Origin of the sequence: Ochrobactrum sp. SFR4 (assembly GCF_019730395.1) — a bacterium.
Classification (GTDB): Bacteria; Pseudomonadota; Alphaproteobacteria; order Rhizobiales; family Rhizobiaceae; genus Pseudochrobactrum.
This window is the reverse complement of the sequence record NZ_JAAPBB010000005.1, coordinates 198,449-215,899: the sequence shown is the minus strand read 5'-3', so window position 1 is coordinate 215,899 and position 17,451 is coordinate 198,449. Positions and strand designations below refer to the sequence as shown.

Below are 17,451 nucleotides of genomic sequence, written 5' to 3'. Positions count from 1 at the left end.
GTCATTTTAAGCAGGGGAAATGCACAACATCAACAAACAAAAACACCGGAACCGCAAATGAGTTTCCGGTGTTTTATTAATTATATCAATTAGTTATAAAGATGAAATTTAAGCGCGCTTGGCTTCAACCACATCCCAGAACAATTGCGCAATATCCGCACCGCCGAAGCGCTTGATCTCACGGATACCGGTTGGTGAAGTCACGTTGATTTCGGTCATATAGTCACCGATCACATCAATGCCGACGAGAATAAAGCCACGCTCTTTCAGCGATGGTCCGATGCGTGCGCAGATTTCTTTTTCTCGTGCCGTCAGCTCTGTGGCTTCAGCACGGCCGCCGACATGCATGTTGGAGCGGGCATCGCTCTCCGCAGGCACACGATTAATGGCACCGACAGGTTCACCATCGATGAGGATGATGCGCTTGTCACCGGAGCGTACATCTTTCAGATAACGCTGGGCGATAAACGGCTCACGATACATCTGTTCAAACATTTCCAGCAGTGAGGTCAGATTGCGGTCATCTGTCGTCAGGTGGAAGACGCCTGCGCCGCCATTGCCGTAAAGCGGCTTGATGATGATATCGCCGAACTCCCTGCGGAATTTGAGCACTTCCTGCAAGTCTTTGGTAATCAGTGTTTCCGGCATCAGATCCGGAAATTCTGTAACAAAGATTTTCTCAGGGCTGTTACGCACCCATGCCGGATCATTCACCACCAATGTCTTCGGATGAATACGCTCCAGAAGATGGGTTGTGGTGATATAATTCATGTCAAAAGGCGGATCCTGACGCAGCAGGATAACGTCCATTTCCGACAAATCCGTATGCACGGCTTCACCGAGTGTGAAATGATCGCCTTCAATATCACGCACCTGCAACGGCTCCAGAGCCGCGCTGACAACACCATCACGCATCGACAGGCGATCCGGTGTGTAATGATAAAGCTCATGGCCGCGATCGAGTGCCGCAAGGCACAAAGCAAAGCTGGTATCACCCGCGATACGAATGGAATTGATATGGTCCATCTGAACCGCAATTTTCAAAGCCATAGTGCCCTCTGTTTCATAATTTCAGTAACTGCTACGCATATTTAATACAAAATACCGGCCAGTAAAGGCCGGTATTTATAATGCTAACTACATTAATGTGATCAGGCTGCATTGCCTTCAACAATTATAACCTCACCATCGGCAACAGTCTGACGAATTACCACCGCTGCCTGATATTCCGGCGAATTATAACAATCCAGTGCATGCTGCATGCTTGGAAATTCGATGATGACATTACGCGCGCGTCCCTGCCCTTCTACCGCATGGGCAACGCCGCCACGGGCAATGAAATTGGCACCGAAGCGCTCAAAAGCGGGCTTGGCTGTGCTGATATAATCTTTGTAACGCTCAGCATCACGCACATCGACACGGGCAATCCAGTAAGCTTTCGTCATCATTTACTCCCATTCATAATTTTCACACAGCCGCGGCCATTTCTTCCAGAATGCTCTGTGCCGCCGCTTTACGGTCTGCAGCACCAACAATCGGACGCGCCACAACCAGATGGCTCGAACCGGCGCGAAGTGCATCTGCTGGTGTCATCACACGTTTCTGGTCTCCGGCTTCACTGCCCGCAGGACGGATACCCGGCGTGACAATCGCCATATCCGGCCCGACTATTTTACGGATAGCGGCCGACTCAGCGGCAGAGGCTACAATACCGCCCATCCCTGCATCACTTGCCTGCTGCGCGCGGCGCAGCACCAGTTCCTCCGGTGACATAGTGTAACCGGCCTCCAGCATATCCGCCTGATCCATCGAGGTCAGCACAGTCACACCAAGCAGGCAGAGGTCTGAGCCTTTGGCAGCTTCCACAGCTGCACGCATCGCCTTCGGATAGGCATGGAGCGTCATCATGGTCACACCGCGCTTGGCGATATTTTCCACGCCCTTAGCGATTGTATTATCGATATCGAGTAGTTTCACATCGAGAAAGACTTTTTTGCCCATCGAGAGCAGGTGTGAAGCAAAATCCAGACCACCGCCCTTTGCCGTTTGCGAAAACACCAGCTGGTAACCGATTTTATAGAACGAAACCGTATCGCCAAGTTCCTCAACGATCTTTTCCGCCGCAATTACATCCGGCACATCAAGGCCAACAATCAACCGGTCGCGCACGCTGCTCACATCCATAATCTGTCTCCGCACTTCATTCTGATCTGAAATTTATCCCTCATCGCACAACAAGTGCTGAGTGAAAAGATCAGATCTTGCTGATAAGGCTGCGGCAAACACGAGCAAGGGTCTGCGCTGTGCGTTCATCGCGCAATGCACCATCCTCGTTAAAGGCCTGATGGGCATGAGCAACCGAACATTGTTCAGAAATAATCTGGGTATTAAGCATCATCATAACTGAGCGCAGATGATAAAGACCGCGCATACCGCCAAAACCGCCAGGTGAAGACGAGCACAGTGCCACAGTCAGATGCGATGTCGGCTGAAATGGTTTACCACCATCTTCATGAATACGACTGATCCAGTCCAGCGTGTTTTTCACAAGCGGCGGGATCGATGAATTATATTCAGGCGAAGCAATCAGCAGTCCTTTATGCGCCGCAAACAACCGTGCAAGCTTATAAGCATTTTCCGGAATGCCCTCTTCCGCCTCCAGATCCTGATCCATAATCGGCAACGGATAATCTTTCAGCGAAATATAGGTTACTTCTGCGCCCTGCCGTGTCAGTTCCTGCACAGCAGCACCGGCAAGCTGACCGCTATAGGCATTTTTACGGGTGGAACCGGCAAAAACGAGAACTGAGGACATAGAGCTGATCCTTTCAATGACACGCAAATTAAATAGTCAGAACATCACTATTTAGCGCCGCATATAAAAAAGCAACGCCGCATCAACATTCTGATACGGCGTTCTGTGCTGCACTTTACGGATGGCCGCAATCTACACCAGAATCCGGCGATAAACCCACAGGCGCGCAGGCGGCAGATTGCGCAGAATAAAATCGAAGCCTTCGACACTATAAGCACCACGCCCGACCGGCAGCGGTGAAACCGGCCCGTAAGAAATCTGCATGACCGGACGCCCCGCAGGAATACGGGTTAGCAAATCGCCAAGAAATGCCAGTCGTTTTTCCATCGGGAAATTGAGCAGCGGCACGGCGGAAATCACGCTGTCAAACTGCTGATCCCGTGCTTCACCGAGCACATTATCAAGATCAAAGGCATCCCCCTGCAGGAAGTTCACCCCCGCATAAGTGTTCTGCAAATGGTGGAAAAACTCAGCCGAATATTCAACTGAATACAGGTTCTGCGGTTCAATCCCGCGCTCAAGAATGGCTTTGGTAATCACACCGGTGCCGGGTCCCAGTTCCAGAACCGGCAGCCCCGATGACGGGTTAACAATGCTGGCCATGCGGCGTGCTGTAACACCACTTGTTGGCAAAATGGCACCAACAGCTTTCGGCTTATCGATCCAGCCTTTGAAGAAGCGAATCTCTTCATCGAATTTTTGTGCAAGTTTCTTTGGTATCAGCCCAGCCATCAAATACTCCCATATGTCGCCAGCAGACAAAGAATTGCCGCGTTTCACGGCGGAAGCAAGGCAAAAACGGAGAGAGATGATATTTTTCTTCAGGAACACCATAAAATATGGCGCATAAAAAAGCGGCATTCGCATGAAATACAAATGCCGCTCCGGTTATTTTCTGCAGTCAAAGCGATTAGAGCATAATTTTAAAGTGTCAGAGCGAGTTTTGTGCGCCCAATGGGGCGCACGGCACTCTAATCGCGGATGCCTTCAAAGAATTCTTTCATCCGCGAGAAAAAGCCGGTCGATTGCGGGCTGTTTTCCTTTGACGAAATCTGCTCAAACTCTTCAAGCAATTCACGCTGACGCTTGCTTAAGTTCTGCGGTGTTTCAATCGCAATCTGGATATAAAGATCGCCGGTTGTCTGCTGGCGCAGCACCGGCATGCCCTTACCCTTGAGGCGGAACTGTTTGCCGTTCTGGGTGCCTTCCGGCACTTTCACACGGGTTTGTGTACCGTCAAGCGTTGCCACTTCAAACTGACCGCCAAGAGCCGCTGTCGCCATCGAGATCGGCACTTTGCAATAAAGGTCAGATCCGTCGCGCTGGAAGAATTCATGCGGCTTGATCGACAGGAAGATATAAAGATCACCGCTCGGTCCGCCGCGTGTACCGGCTTCACCTTCACCGGTCAGACGAATGCGTGTGCCGTCTTCAATTCCTGCCGGAATATTAACCGACAGATTGCGTTCCTGACTGATACGTCCCGCGCCGTCACATTTCGGGCACGGATCTTTAATCATCTGGCCGCGGCCGTTACAGGTATGGCAGGTACGCTCCACTGAGAAGAAGCCCTGAGCCACACGCACACGACCGGCGCCGCCGCAAGTTGTACAGGTAACCGGCTGTGTGCCTTTCTTGGCACCCGTGCCCGTGCATTCCTCACAGGAAATAGAGCCCGGAACACTGATCTGTGCCGTTTTACCGGCATAGGCTTCTTCGAGTGTTACTTCCATATTATAGCGCAGATCAGCACCGCGCTCACGGCCATTGGTCCGACGGTTGCGACCGCCACCCATAACATCGCCGAAAATATCCTCGAAAATATCAGCAAAGCCACCGGCACCAAAACCGCCGCCACCGAAGCCGCCAAATCCGCCGGCACCGCCACCGCCATTTTCAAAGGCTGCATGACCGAAACGGTCATAGGCCGCACGTTTTTGCGGGTCTTTCAACACGTCATAGGCTTCGCCCAGCTCAAGAAATTTGCGCTCTGCTTCCGCATCATTCGGATTGCGATCCGGATGATATTGCATTGCCAGTTTGCGATAGGCCGTTTTAATAACCTTATCATCCGCAGTTCTGATAACGCCGAGCGTTTCGTAATAATCCACTTTCATAAACCATTCGTCCCGATGGCTGTTGTCTGATGATGCCGCCCCGATCAGAACATTTTCAGACAGTCATTGAAGGTTGTCGCAGCCCTGATTTTTAACAAACCAATATCCGGCGCTGACCTGTTCATCCCGTCCGGTTTATGTGGTGACACCGCAAACCGATGTCCAGAGACGGGTAAATTCATGCGCCCGGAATTTTGCATTATGCCGTGAAAGACTTGCAAGACCGCAGGCAACTGAATGGACAAAAGCCCGGCACTAAGCCGGGCTTTGCCTTTCAACCTGATAAATCAGGATTTCTTTTTGTCTTCGTCGATTTCTTCGAAATCGGCGTCAACAACATCGTCCTTATCAGCACGGACATCAGCGGCTTCATCGCCACCTTCTTCAGCCTGTGCTGATTCATACATAGCCTGACCAAGCTTCATGGAAGCTTCAGCAAGGGTCTGTGTTTTCGCTTTGATGTCTTCCGCATCATCGCCTTCAACAGCGGTTTTCAGTGCAGCAAGAGCTGTTTCAATCGCAGCCTTGTCATCACCGGAAACTTTATCGCCGTAATCTTTCAGCGACTTTTCGGTTGAATGGATCAGAGCTTCAGCCTGGTTCTTGGCTTCCACAGCTTCACGGCGCGCCTTATCGGCATCGGCGTTGGCTTCCGCATCTTTGATCATCTTCTCAATATCAGCATCGGACAGACCACCGGATGCCTGAATACGGATCTGATGTTCTTTACCGGTGCCTTTATCTTTCGCGGTCACGTTCACGATACCGTTCGCGTCGATGTCAAAAGTCACTTCAATCTGCGGTACGCCGCGTGGTGCAGGCGGAATGCCAACCAGATCAAACTGGCCGAGCATCTTGTTGTCTGCAGCCATTTCACGCTCGCCCTGCGAAACGCGGATCGTCACAGCCGACTGATTATCTTCAGCGGTCGAGAAAGTCTGCGATTTCTTGGTCGGAATGGTTGTGTTGCGGTCGATCAGACGAGTGAACACACCGCCAAGTGTTTCAATACCAAGCGACAGCGGTGTTACGTCGAGCAGCAGAACGTCTTTAACGTCACCCTGCAGAACACCGGCCTGAATAGCAGCACCCATTGCAACCACTTCATCAGGGTTCACACCCTTATGTGGCTCCTTGCCGAAGAAAGCTTTAACAACTTCCTGAATTTTCGGCATACGGGTCATACCACCAACCAGCACAACTTCACTGATTTCACCGGCTTTCAGGCCAGCGTCGCGCAGTGCAGCTTTACATGGTTCAATGGTGCGCTGAACCAGATCATCCACCAGGCTTTCAAACTTCGCACGCGACAGTTTGATGGCAAGGTGCTTAGGACCGGTTGCATCAGCGGTGATGAACGGCAGGTTGATTTCGGTCTGCTGAGCAGAAGACAGTTCGATCTTCGCTTTTTCAGCGGCTTCCTTGAGGCGCTGCAGAGCGAGCTTGTCGTTCTTCAGATCAATGCCCTGCTCTTTTTTGAATTCTGCTGCCAGATATTCAACCAGACGCATGTCAAAGTCTTCACCGCCGAGGAAAGTATCACCATTGGTGGACTTCACTTCGAACACGCCATCGCCGATTTCGAGGATCGATACGTCGAATGTACCACCACCAAGGTCGTAAACAGCAATAGTTTTGGCTTCGCTCTTATCGAGACCATAGGCCAGAGCCGCAGCGGTTGGTTCGTTGATGATACGCAGAACTTCCAGACCGGCAATCTTACCGGCATCTTTGGTTGCCTGACGCTGAGCATCGTTGAAGTAAGCAGGAACTGTAATAACAGCCTGCGTTACATTTTCACCGAGATAGGATTCAGCGGTTTCCTTCATTTTCTGAAGGATCATCGCGGATACCTGCGAAGGTGAATATTTCTTGCCATGGGTTTCTACCCATGCATCGCCATTGTCGCCCTTAACGATCTTGTAAGGTACGAGATCTTTGTCTTTGGTGACCATCGGATCATCAAAGCGGCGGCCGATCAGGCGCTTAACAGCAAACAGCGTGCCTTCCGGATTGGTAACAGCCTGACGTTTCGCAGGCTGGCCAGCGAGACGTTCGTCACCATCGGTAAAAGCAATAATCGAAGGCGTTGTACGTGCACCTTCAGCATTCTCAATGACCTTCGCAGTCTTACCGTCCATAACGGCGACGCAGGAGTTGGTCGTTCCCAGATCGATACCAATTACTTTAGCCATATTTATTCTTCTCCATTCAGCGAACTGCCGGGACCTCTGCCGAGCATTCCATGTGGCAGCCCCTATCGGGTTTTTGACAAAACGAACCGGCTTTTAAACGCCTGATCGCCACGAGTCGAGGGGTATATAAGAAGGGGGGATTTTCACTGCAAGCCACAAGCCCGCGGTTGCGACAAAAATCCCGCATTTTGATGCGTTTTTTATCTGTTTTGATCGATTTTGACGGTTTTTTCAGAATTTAAAAAATTATTACAGCACGAAGCATGCCGCACATCTTATCTAAAAACCGGTTTCCGCTTTTTAGGATGCGCTTTATGTCACTGCTTTTCGGCTGCTGTATAAATCCTGTCAATAACATGTTGGTTAGCTTTTGAATTTTCAAGACTGAAAAGCACTTCTTTCTCCCCGCGGGCAAAGCGCACAAAAGCATCAGCCTGCAGGCTATATTGGTTGATATTGGAAAAAGTCCATTCCTGTGAAGCGGTGTGTGAACCGTCATGCCATGTGACCCGTGCATGATCATATTTTCCGGCGTTAAACGGCGCATGAACCGTAATCATCCCGTTATCGCCATGGAAGACCATCTGCTGACGCCCAGATAGCTGTGTTGCCACATAAAAACTCAGATCAAAATCCGCAAAACGTGCCAGCACAGTTGCATAACGGTCAGTGCCGAAATCCGGATCGCGTTCAATACGGGCAAAGATTTCCTGCGGCTCCTGCCCTGTCACCATACGCGTCACCACAGTCGGATAGACCCCGATATCCGGCAAAGCACCGCCGCCAAGTCCAACCTGATTGCGCATATTCGCCGGATCATTATTAAAATATGTGAAGCAGCCCTGTACCATGCGCAAGCGGCCGATCTGGCCGGAGGAGATCAGCTCGCGCACTTTTGCCCATTGCGGATGATAATAAACCATGAAAGCTTCGGAGATCACTACCTGATAGCGATCGCGCGCAGTGATCAGACGGTCAATCTCCTCTGCCTTCAAAGCAACCGGCTTTTCACAGAGCACATGTTTGCCTGCCTCTGCCGCTTTCAAAGACCACTCAATATGCTGGGATGTCGGCAGCGGAATATAAACGCCGTCTATCTGATCGCTTGCCAGCAATTCCTCATAGGATCCGAAACTCAAAGGCGCATTAAAACGGTCAGCCACAGCACGGGCGCGTGCTGCATCACGGCTGGCAATGCCCTGAACCACACCGGTTTCAGATGCCGCAATTGCAGGAAGTACCTGCGTGATACCAATATTGGCGGTTGATAAAATACCCCAGCGGAACATAAGGATACCTTTCCGTTATGAATTGAGTGCAGTCATTTCAGGCCACGGAACAACTGTCACTTCCGGCCAGTTTTGCTGTGCCCGCAGACCTTTGATATGATGTGTTTCACGATTATCAGCCACCGGATTGGGTGTCAGCCGGAGCGAGAAAATATCATCCAGACCGAAAGGCGCATAGAGTTTCAGACTGTCATTCGGTTCAAGTCTTGTGCCAACCGCATGGGTTTTTGAAGCAAAGCGGTCAATACTGTTCTCACTGGAGCGCAAAGGCGGGCACACCAGTCCGAAATGCTTTTCATACCACAAATGTACCCGCGCCTGATTACGGATTTCCACTGGCAAAGTGACCCCGGAAAATATCTCATCACCTGATTTAATAATCCGGTCTTCTGCCTCGTAAGATATGTCGGATGCATCATAATAAAACAGATCCACATCCTTGATACCATGGGTTTCCGGCCTGCCGGTCAGCACATTCCACACCAGATTATAGAGCGCGCCCGATACAATATACCAATCAGGCAGGTTCAATAGTTGTGCGCGGCTCAGCACATCCTTCAGAAGCGGACTGCTACGGACAATATCCAGAAAAACGGCTTGCTGTTGTTCAGCAGGCAAGCCGGAATAACGCAGATGCGACATGGGATTTCCGTCCGTTATAATTTGAAAAAATCAATAAAAGCACGAAGCGCCGGACGCATGTTACGCCGGTTCGGATAATAAATATACATGCCCGGAAATTGTTGTGCCCAGTCCGGCAATACCTCTGTCAGCATACCTTTTTGCAGATACTCTGCCACAGATGGCTCCAGCAATGAGACAAGCCCTGCACCGTCCAGCGCTGCCTGTAACAGGAGATGATTATCATCCAGTATCAGCGGGCCGTTGAGGGTAACGTCCAGTCTATGCCCTTGTTTTTCAAACTCCCATTGGTGCAAGCTACCCGAAGAATACCGCTTCAGGATACAACGATGCGCGATTAAATCCTGCGGGTGCTGCGGCGTCCCATACTGCTCCAGATAGGCGGGAGAAGCGACAACGGGACAACGCAAGGCGCGCCCGAGCGGCACCGCAATCATATCTTTTGCGAGACTTTCCCCAAGCCGGATACCGGCATCAAAGCCAGCCGCGACAATATCCACAAACTGATCCTCAATGTGGATATCCAGCACAATATCCGGATAGGCTTCACCAAAGCTTTTGAATTTTGGCGCCAGAAAAATATGTGCGGCTGAACGCGGTGTGCTGACTTTTACCGTTCCTGCAGGTGCGTCACGCATATCCTGCACAGTCTGCAATGCCGTATCAATATTACCCAGTGCTGGTGCAAGTTCGGCAAGCAGTTTCTGCCCTGCTTCTGTCAGATGCACTGAGCGTGTGGTGCGTAACAACAAGGTTATACCAAGCGCCGTTTCAAGCTGCGCAACAGCCTGACTGACGGCGGAAGGAGCAATGGCCAGATCTTTTGCCGCCGCGCGAAAACTGCCATGATCGGCAACTGCAGCAAAAACCGCTAATTGAGAGAGCTGTGAACGTTTCATTGATCTGTTTTACAGAACAGCCTGTAAAAATAAAACCGGATTATCGAACAATGCGAACAAGCATATGTTTTCATCACCGGATGAAATACAAAATGTATCATCGCTCTGCGGAAGGAAACAATCATGAAAATGCGTAAACTTGGCGCCGAACTCACAGTCTCAGCCCTTGGTCTTGGCTGCATGGGGATGAGCTATGCCTATGGCGGGCAGGATGAATCGGAAGCGATCCGCACCTTGCACCATGCCGTTGATATTGGGGTAACACTATTCGACACCGCAGAAGTTTACGGGCCTTTTGAGAATGAAAAACTGCTCGGCAAGGCACTGAAACCATACCGTGATAAAGTGACCATCGCCACGAAGTTCGGTTTTAAAATCGAAGATGGCAAAACAACCGGCGTGAACAGCCATCCCGATCATATCCGTGCCGTGGCTGAAGCCTCCCTGCAACGGCTCGGCATAGATGTCATTGACCTGTTCTACCAGCATCGTGTTGATCCGGCTGTACCGATTGAAGATGTGATCGGTACGCTGAAAGATCTGATCAATGAGGGTAAAATCCGCACCATCGGCATGTCTGAGGCGGGACCTGAAACACTGCGCCGCGCTCATGCAGTGCATCCGATTGCTGCCTTGCAAAGCGAATATTCGCTCTGGGTGCGTGATCCGGAGAACAGCGTCTTACCGGTTTGCCGTGAACTTGGCATCGGCTTTGTACCTTACAGCCCGCTTGGCCGCGGTATGCTTGCAGGCAGTGTCCGCACACAGGCTGATCTGGCAGATGATGATTTCCGTAAAGGATTGCCGCGCTTCCAGCCGGAAAATCTCGCAGCAAATAATGCCCAGATTGATCTCCTCGAACAGATTGCTGCCGATAAGCAGATCACACCGGCACAGCTGGCGCTGGTTTGGGTTCTTCATCAGGCAGATTTTATTGTGCCGATCCCCGGCACCCGTAAAATCAGCCGGCTTGATGAGAATATGAAGGCGCTGGATGTTGTACTCAGTACAGAAGAACTTGCACATATCGGTGCAGCTATCACACCGGATCAGGTTGCAGGCAAACGCTATACCGACGCCTCGCTGGCCATGACCTATCTGTAAAAACGAGTCTTTCAAACAAAAAAGGCGCTGTCAAACAGCGCCTTTTCTTTCACACATTACGTAAAGCGCGCGGCAGGATTGTCAGCAACCCGGCCAAAGCCATGCCGAAGCCGACAAACAGTGGCGCATTCAACCCCAGACCCGATGAGATTGCCAGACCACCCGCCCATGGGCCGAATGCCAGACCAATATTGATCACCGAGGCGTGCATAGCATTGACCAATGCACCCGGATGCGCAATCCGCATAACACGGGCAACCAAAGCCGGATTAAGCGCGATACCGGTCAGACCAATCATTATGATTGCAGTCACAGCAGCAATTTTTGACTGCGGGAGACAGGCAAAAAGCAACATCGCAAAGACCATCAGGCTGATACCGATCGACAAAGTTTTGAACGTATAACGATCAGCAAAACGCCCTGCGATATAATTACCAAGGATGTTACCGGCACCATAGACCGCCAGCAGCACCGGCACCTGCCCAGATGTGAAACCGGACAGTTCCGTTATGATCGGAGAGAAATAGCTATAGGCCGCGAAGGACGAACCAATTACCAGCGCGCTGGTTGTATAGGCAGCCCAGAGCTTCGGTTTTGCCATTTCTTTCAGTTCCGAGCGCAGATCGGCGCCCTTTCCTTCCGGCGCAGTTTCAATTTTCAGTGCAATGACGAGCGCACAAAACAATACCAGCACCACAATCGCCCAGAAACTGGCGCGCCAGCCAAATGCATGATCAATCATTGTCGCCGCAGGCACACCAAAGACTGTACAAATCATCAATCCGGCAAAAACCAGCGATGAGGCACGCCCGCGAATACTCGGATCAACCAATTGAGCCGTAATCGCCAGCATCAGACCGAAACTGGTCGCCGCTGCCATGCCGGTTACAACACGCGCCACCATTAAAACTTCAAAATTGCTGGTTGAGGCCGCCACACTTTGTGCCAGTGCATAGAAAATCAGCAGAAATAAAAGCCCGCGTTTATTCTCGATTTTCAGCGCCAGAAACAGGATTGTCACCAGCGGGCCACCAACAACCATGCCCATGGCATAGAGTGAAATCAGATTGCCGATATCGGCAATGGAACGGCCGAAAGCCTGCTGCAACGAGGGCAACATGCCGGAAATCATCAGTTCAGACGTGGTAAGAGCAAAAAAACCAAGTGATAAGCAATAAACAACCAGCGGAATTGCAGGTTTATCCGTTCCGGATTTTGTAATTGTGCTAACAGAAATATCAGGCGCTCGTTCTGCGGCTAATGCAGAATCGCAAACATCATTCATCGTGAATCTCATTATGTAGTGAAGATTACATAATTCATAGCAACTTGAATGCTGCGGTCAAGTGAATTATATAAGACATACTAAAGAAAGGTATGAGATGGCTTTACGCGGCAGACCCCGCAGTTTCGACAGGGAAGTTGCGCTGAACAGTGTGATGAAGGTTTTCTGGGAAAAAGGCTATGAATGCGCCCAGATTAACGACTTTACTGCGGCCATCGGCATTACACCACCCAGCTTCTATGCGGCTTTCGGCTCCAAGGAGCAGGCCTTCCGTGAGGCGGTCGATCACTATACCGCAACAATCGGCGGTGCGCCGCTTGTTGCACTGGATCAGGCTGCAACCATTCAGCAGGGCATTCGCGCTATGCTCGAAACCCATGCGGATAAGGTCTATGCCTGCCCTGCAGGCGGCTGCATGGTCAGCGTCAGCAGCATCCAGTGCAAACCGGAAAACAAGCAAGTCAAAGAGTTTCTCAAAGCTATTCGCCAGACTTCTTTTGAGCGGATTTTTGCCCGTTGTGAACGTGCTCTGCAAGACGGTGATCTGCCGAAAGGCACCGATCTGACCCAGATGGCGGAATTCTATCATGCTATGTTGCAGAGCCTGTCCTATGAAGCCCGCGATGGCGGCAACAGAGAAGTGATCCAAAGCATTATTGAAATGGCTATGCGTGCCATGCCGCAGCGGGTAACAGTAGCTGCCTGACGAATCGGGACATCAAAACAATGATGAAAACCTATCGCGGCGGCTGTCTGTGCGGCTCCATCCGCTTTGAGGCCATAGGCGATCCTCTGAAGCTTAAACCCCACAGCTGCTGCTGCAAGAACTGCCAGCAACATACCGGTGCGCTCACCGCCGTCTGGGTGGAATTTGCAGCCCAAGCTGTGCGCTGGACAGGTAAAGGCGAAAAACCGGCCACCTATCGTTCTTCCCATTATTCCCAGCGCGCCTTCTGTTCTGCCTGTGGCAGCTCCATCGGGGCAATTGATGATGAGCCGGTTGTAGCCCTGCTGCTTGGCTGTTTTGACGACAATAACCAGCCGGAATTTGCACCGGAATACACGTCTTTCGAAGATATGAAGCCCGATTGGTGGCATCCGGATCACCGGTAGAAACACATGACCAATCAGACAATCGCCTCCGTCCTCATCCATGTCAGTGATGTTGCTGCAGCCCTGCAATGGTATCAGCGGGCTTTTCCGCAGGCTGTGGCACAGCGGCTGGAAGAATTTGACTTTGACTATCTTAAAATCGGTTCCGTTGATCTGGAAATTGTACCGGCGGATGAAAAAGTAGCCTCAGGTGCTGCCGGCTCTGTCGTCTATTGGCAGGTGGAGGATTTTGATAAAGCTATCGCGCATTTGCTCTCTATTGGCGGCACTCTCTATCGGGGTCCTTTAAATATTCAGGACGAATTACGCATGTGCCAGATCCGCGATCCGTGGGGCAATTGCATAGGCCTGCGCGGCTAAATACAGAGTTATAAAAAACCCGCCGGAATGGCGGGTTTTTTGTTTTCAATATTAGCTAAATCAGCCTCGTCCGGATTAACCGCGCAATGTGCCGCCGGTCTGCTTGGTCACAGCTTCGACGATACGCTTAGCTGTTGCTTCCAGATCTTCTTCAGTCAGGGTGCGGTCGAGCGGCTGCAAGACGACTTCCACGGCGATGGACTTCTTGCCTTCACCCAGTGATGCACCTGTAAAGATATCAAACACCTGCGCACCGGCAATCAGCTTCTTCTCAGCAGAATTTACCGCACGGACAATTGCTGCTGCTTCAACTGTGCTGTCGACGACAAAAGCAAAGTCACGCTTCACGCTCTGGAACTGAGACAATGTCAGTGCAGGTTTGGTTGCACCGGACTTCTGCTTAGGCTCAGGGATCGCATCAATATACACCTCAAAACCGCACAGAGCGCCGGACACATCCAGCAGTTCCAGTGCATCCGGATGGAACTCACCGAAGTAACCGAGCACTACTTTAGGACCGAGTTTCAGCGTGCCGGAACGGCCCGGATGATACCATGACGGACCACCGGCTTCGACCTGAATGCGGTCAACCGGTGCACCACAGGCTTCAAGAACAGCCAGCGCATCAGCTTTGGCATCAAACACGCCAACATTCTGCGCATTGCCCGACCAGAAGCGGCCTGCACCTTCAACACCGGCCGTACCACGACGGATACCGCCAGCCACACGGCGCTGGTCTTCCGGCTTATCGCCTTCATAGGTGCCCGACACTTCAAACAGTGCCAGATCAGCAAAACCACGGTCAGCATTACGCTGCGCTGCCGAGAGCAGACCCGGCAAAAGGCTCGGACGCATATCCGACATATCCGCAGCAATCGGGTTTGCCAGCTTCAGTTCCGGCTTACCACCACCGAAAGCTTTTGCCTGTTCTTCCGAAATGAAGGAATAGGTCACAGCTTCCATCATGCCGCGTGTTGCCAGAATGCGCTTGGCAAGACGAGTACGGATTTGCAACGTGGTCAGGATTTTGGTGTTTACACTGCCCATATTCGGCAATGGCTGCGGTTCAATCTGATTGATACCGTGAATACGCATCACTTCCTCAACCAGATCGGCCTTGCCTTCCACATCGCCGCGCCATGACGGCACCTTGACCTGCAGAACAGCTTTGCCATCGCCTTCAACGGCGAAGCCGAGACGTGTCAGAATATCAGCGGCATCCTGATAGGCAACTTCAAGACCTGTCAGGCGCTTGACTTCCGATACCGGAAACGCAATGGCGCGCGGGCTATATGGTGTATAGCCGACAGTCTCTGTTTCGGTTGGTTCACCGCCGCAGAAATCCAGCACCAGTTTTGTCGCCAGCTCCACACCGGATTCCATCATTTCCGGATCAACGCCACGTTCAAAACGATAACGTGCATCGGTGATGATACCCAGCTCACGGCCGGTACGCGCAATCATGCGTGCATCCCAGAGAGCGGATTCGATCAGCACATCGGTGGTGTTTTCATCGCAACCGGAATGTTCACCGCCCATGATACCGGCAATGGATTCCACGCCTTTTTCATCAGTAATCACATAATGATTTGCAGACAGCTTATATTCGCGCTGATCGAGAGCCAGCACGGTCTCACCGTCCTTGGCAGCACGAACGGTCAGGTTGCCCTGCACTTTAGCAGCATCAAACACATGCAGCGGACGGCCGTAATCGAAGGTCACATAATTGGTAATATCTACGAGCGCATTGATCGGACGCAGACCAATTGCTGTGAGGCGCTGCTGCAGCCATTTCGGGCTCGGGCCGTTTTTAACACTCTTCACCAGACGCAGCGAGAAACCGTTACAGAACGGCTTGTCAGCATCTTGATCGAGAATAACTTTAACCGGTGTAGCGCCTGCACCTTTGACCGGCGCAATCACATCACCTTTCAGCTTGCCAAGACCGGCTGCGGCCAGATCACGGGCAATACCATGCACACCGGTGCAATCCGCACGGTTTGGTGTGAGACCGACTTCAATAATCGGATCATCAATGCCCATATAGGTCGCAAAGCTCATGCCTACCGGCGCATCTTCCGGCAGATCGATAATGCCGTTATGCTCATCCGACAGTTCCAGCTCACGCTCGGAACACATCATGCCGAAGCTTTCAACACCACGGATTTTACCGACAGACAATGTAACATCCAGACCCGGCACATAATCGCCGGGCTTGCCGAGCACGCCCACCAGACCGGCGCGGGCATTTGGCGCTCCGCACACAACCTGTACAGGCTGGCCTTCACCGGTATCCACGGTGAGAACGCGCAGCTTATCCGCATCCGGATGCTGAACAGCGGTCAGCACTTTGGCGATTTTAAAAGTTTTGAAGGCCGCGCGATCATCAACCCCGTCCACTTCCAGACCGATATCTGTCAGCTTTTCAAGGATTTCTTCCAGCGTGGCGTCGGTTTCAAGGTGATCCTTGAGCCAGGAAAGTGTGAATTTCATCTGTTTATACCTTCCTGTATTTACGCGCTCAGACCGCCGAACAATGTCGGCAGATCAAGCGGGCGGAAACCATAGTGATTGAGCCAGCGCACATCCGCATCGAAGAAAGCGCGCAAATCAGGCATGCCATATTTCAACATTGCGATGCGGTCGATCCCCATACCCCAGGCAAAGCCCTGATAGATATCCGGATCAAAACCTGCATTGCGCAACACATTCGGATGCACCATGCCGCAACCGAGAATTTCGAGCCAGTCATTACCTTCGCCGAACTTCACATTGCCACCGGAGCGATCGCACTGGATATCAACTTCCATCGACGGTTCAGTAAAAGGGAAGAAGCTCGGGCGCAGGCGCATTTTGACCGAAGGCACTTCAAAGAACGCCTTACAGAATTCTTCCAGAACCCATTTGATATTGGCGACATTCGACGATTTATCGACAACCAGACCTTCAACCTGATGGAACATTGCCGAATGCGTAGCATCGGAATCCATGCGATAGGTCTTACCCGGAATGACAATACGGATCGGCTCATCGCGGCCTTCCTTGTCACGCAGAGCAGCAAACTTCTCCATCGTATGCACCTGAACCGGCGATGTGTGGGTGCGCAGCAATTTGCGCTCGCCATTTTCATCCGGCTTGAAGAAGAATGTATCATGCATTTCACGCGCCGGATGACCTTCAGGAAAGTTCAGCGCTGTAAAATTGTAATAATCGGTTTCAATGTCCGAGCCTTCTGCAATCGAGAAGCCCATATCGGCAAAAATTGCCGTAATCTCATCAATCACCTGAGAAATCGGGTGAATACGGCCACGCGATGCAGCGGAAGGGCGCACCGGCAAGGTCACATCAACCTTTTCGCGCTCCAGCTTCTCAGCAATCGCAATTTTACGCAGGTCGGTTTTACGGGTCGCCAGCGCTTCAGTGACGCGGTTTTTCAGACCATTAATGGCCGGTCCCTGCGTCTGACGCTCTTCAGGAGACATAGCGCCCAAGGATTTCAGTTTCTCAGAAACCGATCCTTTTTTACCGAGAACGGCAACACGCACGGCCTCAATCGCCTGTTCATCACCGGCAGCGGCAATCTCTGCCATAATGCCCTGTTCGAGTAGTGAGAGATCGCTCATTATTCAGAT

At 51.5% G+C, this 17,451-nt stretch carries 17 protein-coding genes; 4 read left to right on the top strand and 13 right to left on the bottom strand.

Annotation, left to right across the window (positions count from 1 at the left end; all coding sequences use genetic code 11):
• Positions 1–108 precede the first annotated feature (108 nt).
• The 10 genes from gshB to HBA93_RS08510 form a co-directional block, all read right to left on the bottom strand.
• Positions 109–1,050: a glutathione synthase gene (gene gshB, locus HBA93_RS08555; RefSeq protein WP_221722991.1), complete on the bottom strand. Its 942-nt coding sequence runs from the start codon at positions 1,048–1,050 to the stop codon at positions 109–111.
• 101 nt (positions 1,051–1,151) lie between these two features.
• Entirely contained in the window at positions 1,152–1,445 is a 294-nt protein-coding gene (locus tag HBA93_RS08550; protein ID WP_220160463.1) for a DUF1330 domain-containing protein, read from the bottom strand.
• 22 nt (positions 1,446–1,467) lie between these two features.
• On the bottom strand, positions 1,468–2,184 hold the full coding sequence (gene pyrF / locus HBA93_RS08545) for an orotidine-5'-phosphate decarboxylase (RefSeq protein ID WP_286201820.1): 717 nt from the start codon (positions 2,182–2,184) through the stop codon (positions 1,468–1,470).
• Between the two features lie 70 nt (positions 2,185–2,254).
• Complete coding sequence (locus HBA93_RS08540) at positions 2,255–2,815, bottom strand: NADPH-dependent FMN reductase (protein WP_221722989.1); 561 nt, start codon at positions 2,813–2,815, stop codon at positions 2,255–2,257.
• A 132-nt stretch (positions 2,816–2,947) separates the two neighbouring features.
• The gene (pmtA, locus tag HBA93_RS08535) at positions 2,948–3,547 is read right to left on the bottom strand and encodes a phospholipid N-methyltransferase PmtA (RefSeq protein WP_122093079.1); all 600 of its coding nucleotides are present in this window, start codon (positions 3,545–3,547) and stop codon (positions 2,948–2,950) included.
• Between the two features lie 239 nt (positions 3,548–3,786).
• Positions 3,787–4,932 (bottom strand): molecular chaperone DnaJ, encoded by a 1,146-nt coding sequence (gene dnaJ / locus HBA93_RS08530; protein WP_221722988.1) that lies wholly within the window; start codon positions 4,930–4,932, stop codon positions 3,787–3,789.
• A gap of 287 nt (positions 4,933–5,219) precedes the next feature.
• Positions 5,220–7,127, bottom strand: a complete 1,908-nt coding sequence (gene dnaK / locus HBA93_RS08525) for a molecular chaperone DnaK (RefSeq protein WP_221722987.1) — start codon at positions 7,125–7,127, stop codon at positions 5,220–5,222.
• A gap of 317 nt (positions 7,128–7,444) precedes the next feature.
• Positions 7,445–8,416, bottom strand: a complete 972-nt coding sequence (locus tag HBA93_RS08520) for a Gfo/Idh/MocA family protein (protein WP_221722986.1) — start codon at positions 8,414–8,416, stop codon at positions 7,445–7,447.
• 15 nt (positions 8,417–8,431) lie between these two features.
• Positions 8,432–9,058, bottom strand: a complete 627-nt coding sequence (locus tag HBA93_RS08515; protein WP_221722985.1) for a nucleotidyltransferase family protein — start codon at positions 9,056–9,058, stop codon at positions 8,432–8,434.
• A 14-nt stretch (positions 9,059–9,072) separates the two neighbouring features.
• Positions 9,073–9,957 carry a LysR family transcriptional regulator gene (locus tag HBA93_RS08510; protein WP_221722984.1) on the bottom strand — a complete coding sequence of 295 codons (885 nt, stop codon included), beginning with the start codon at positions 9,955–9,957 and terminating at the stop codon, positions 9,073–9,075.
• Positions 9,958–10,080: 123 nt separating this feature from the next.
• On the opposite strand from HBA93_RS08510, the gene HBA93_RS08505 reads away from it, so the two are divergent.
• Entirely contained in the window at positions 10,081–11,061 is a 981-nt protein-coding gene (locus HBA93_RS08505; RefSeq protein ID WP_221722983.1) for an aldo/keto reductase, read from the top strand.
• A 49-nt stretch (positions 11,062–11,110) separates the two neighbouring features.
• Here HBA93_RS08505 and HBA93_RS08500 read toward each other — a convergent pair whose 3' ends face one another.
• Positions 11,111–12,346: an MFS transporter gene (locus HBA93_RS08500; RefSeq protein ID WP_221722982.1), complete on the bottom strand. Its 1,236-nt coding sequence runs from the start codon at positions 12,344–12,346 to the stop codon at positions 11,111–11,113.
• 97 nt (positions 12,347–12,443) lie between these two features.
• Between HBA93_RS08500 and HBA93_RS08495 the strand changes: the two genes are divergently transcribed.
• Genes HBA93_RS08495 through HBA93_RS08485 form a run of 3 tightly spaced genes read left to right on the top strand, consistent with a single transcriptional unit; the run spans position 12,444 to position 13,819 of the window.
• Positions 12,444–13,052: a TetR/AcrR family transcriptional regulator gene (locus HBA93_RS08495; RefSeq protein WP_122092966.1), complete on the top strand. Its 609-nt coding sequence runs from the start codon at positions 12,444–12,446 to the stop codon at positions 13,050–13,052.
• A 20-nt stretch (positions 13,053–13,072) separates the two neighbouring features.
• The gene (locus HBA93_RS08490; RefSeq protein ID WP_221722981.1) at positions 13,073–13,459 is read left to right on the top strand and encodes a GFA family protein; all 387 of its coding nucleotides are present in this window, start codon (positions 13,073–13,075) and stop codon (positions 13,457–13,459) included.
• Positions 13,460–13,465: 6 nt separating this feature from the next.
• Positions 13,466–13,819 carry a VOC family protein gene (locus tag HBA93_RS08485; RefSeq protein ID WP_221722980.1) on the top strand — a complete coding sequence of 118 codons (354 nt, stop codon included), beginning with the start codon at positions 13,466–13,468 and terminating at the stop codon, positions 13,817–13,819.
• A 75-nt stretch (positions 13,820–13,894) separates the two neighbouring features.
• On the opposite strand, the gene pheT is transcribed toward HBA93_RS08485, so the two are convergent.
• Both pheT and pheS read right to left on the bottom strand, forming a co-directional pair.
• Entirely contained in the window at positions 13,895–16,312 is a 2,418-nt protein-coding gene (gene pheT / locus HBA93_RS08480) for a phenylalanine--tRNA ligase subunit beta (RefSeq protein WP_221722979.1), read from the bottom strand.
• A gap of 20 nt (positions 16,313–16,332) precedes the next feature.
• Positions 16,333–17,442, bottom strand: a complete 1,110-nt coding sequence (gene pheS / locus HBA93_RS08475) for a phenylalanine--tRNA ligase subunit alpha (RefSeq protein ID WP_121992125.1) — start codon at positions 17,440–17,442, stop codon at positions 16,333–16,335.
• Positions 17,443–17,451 lie beyond the last annotated feature (9 nt).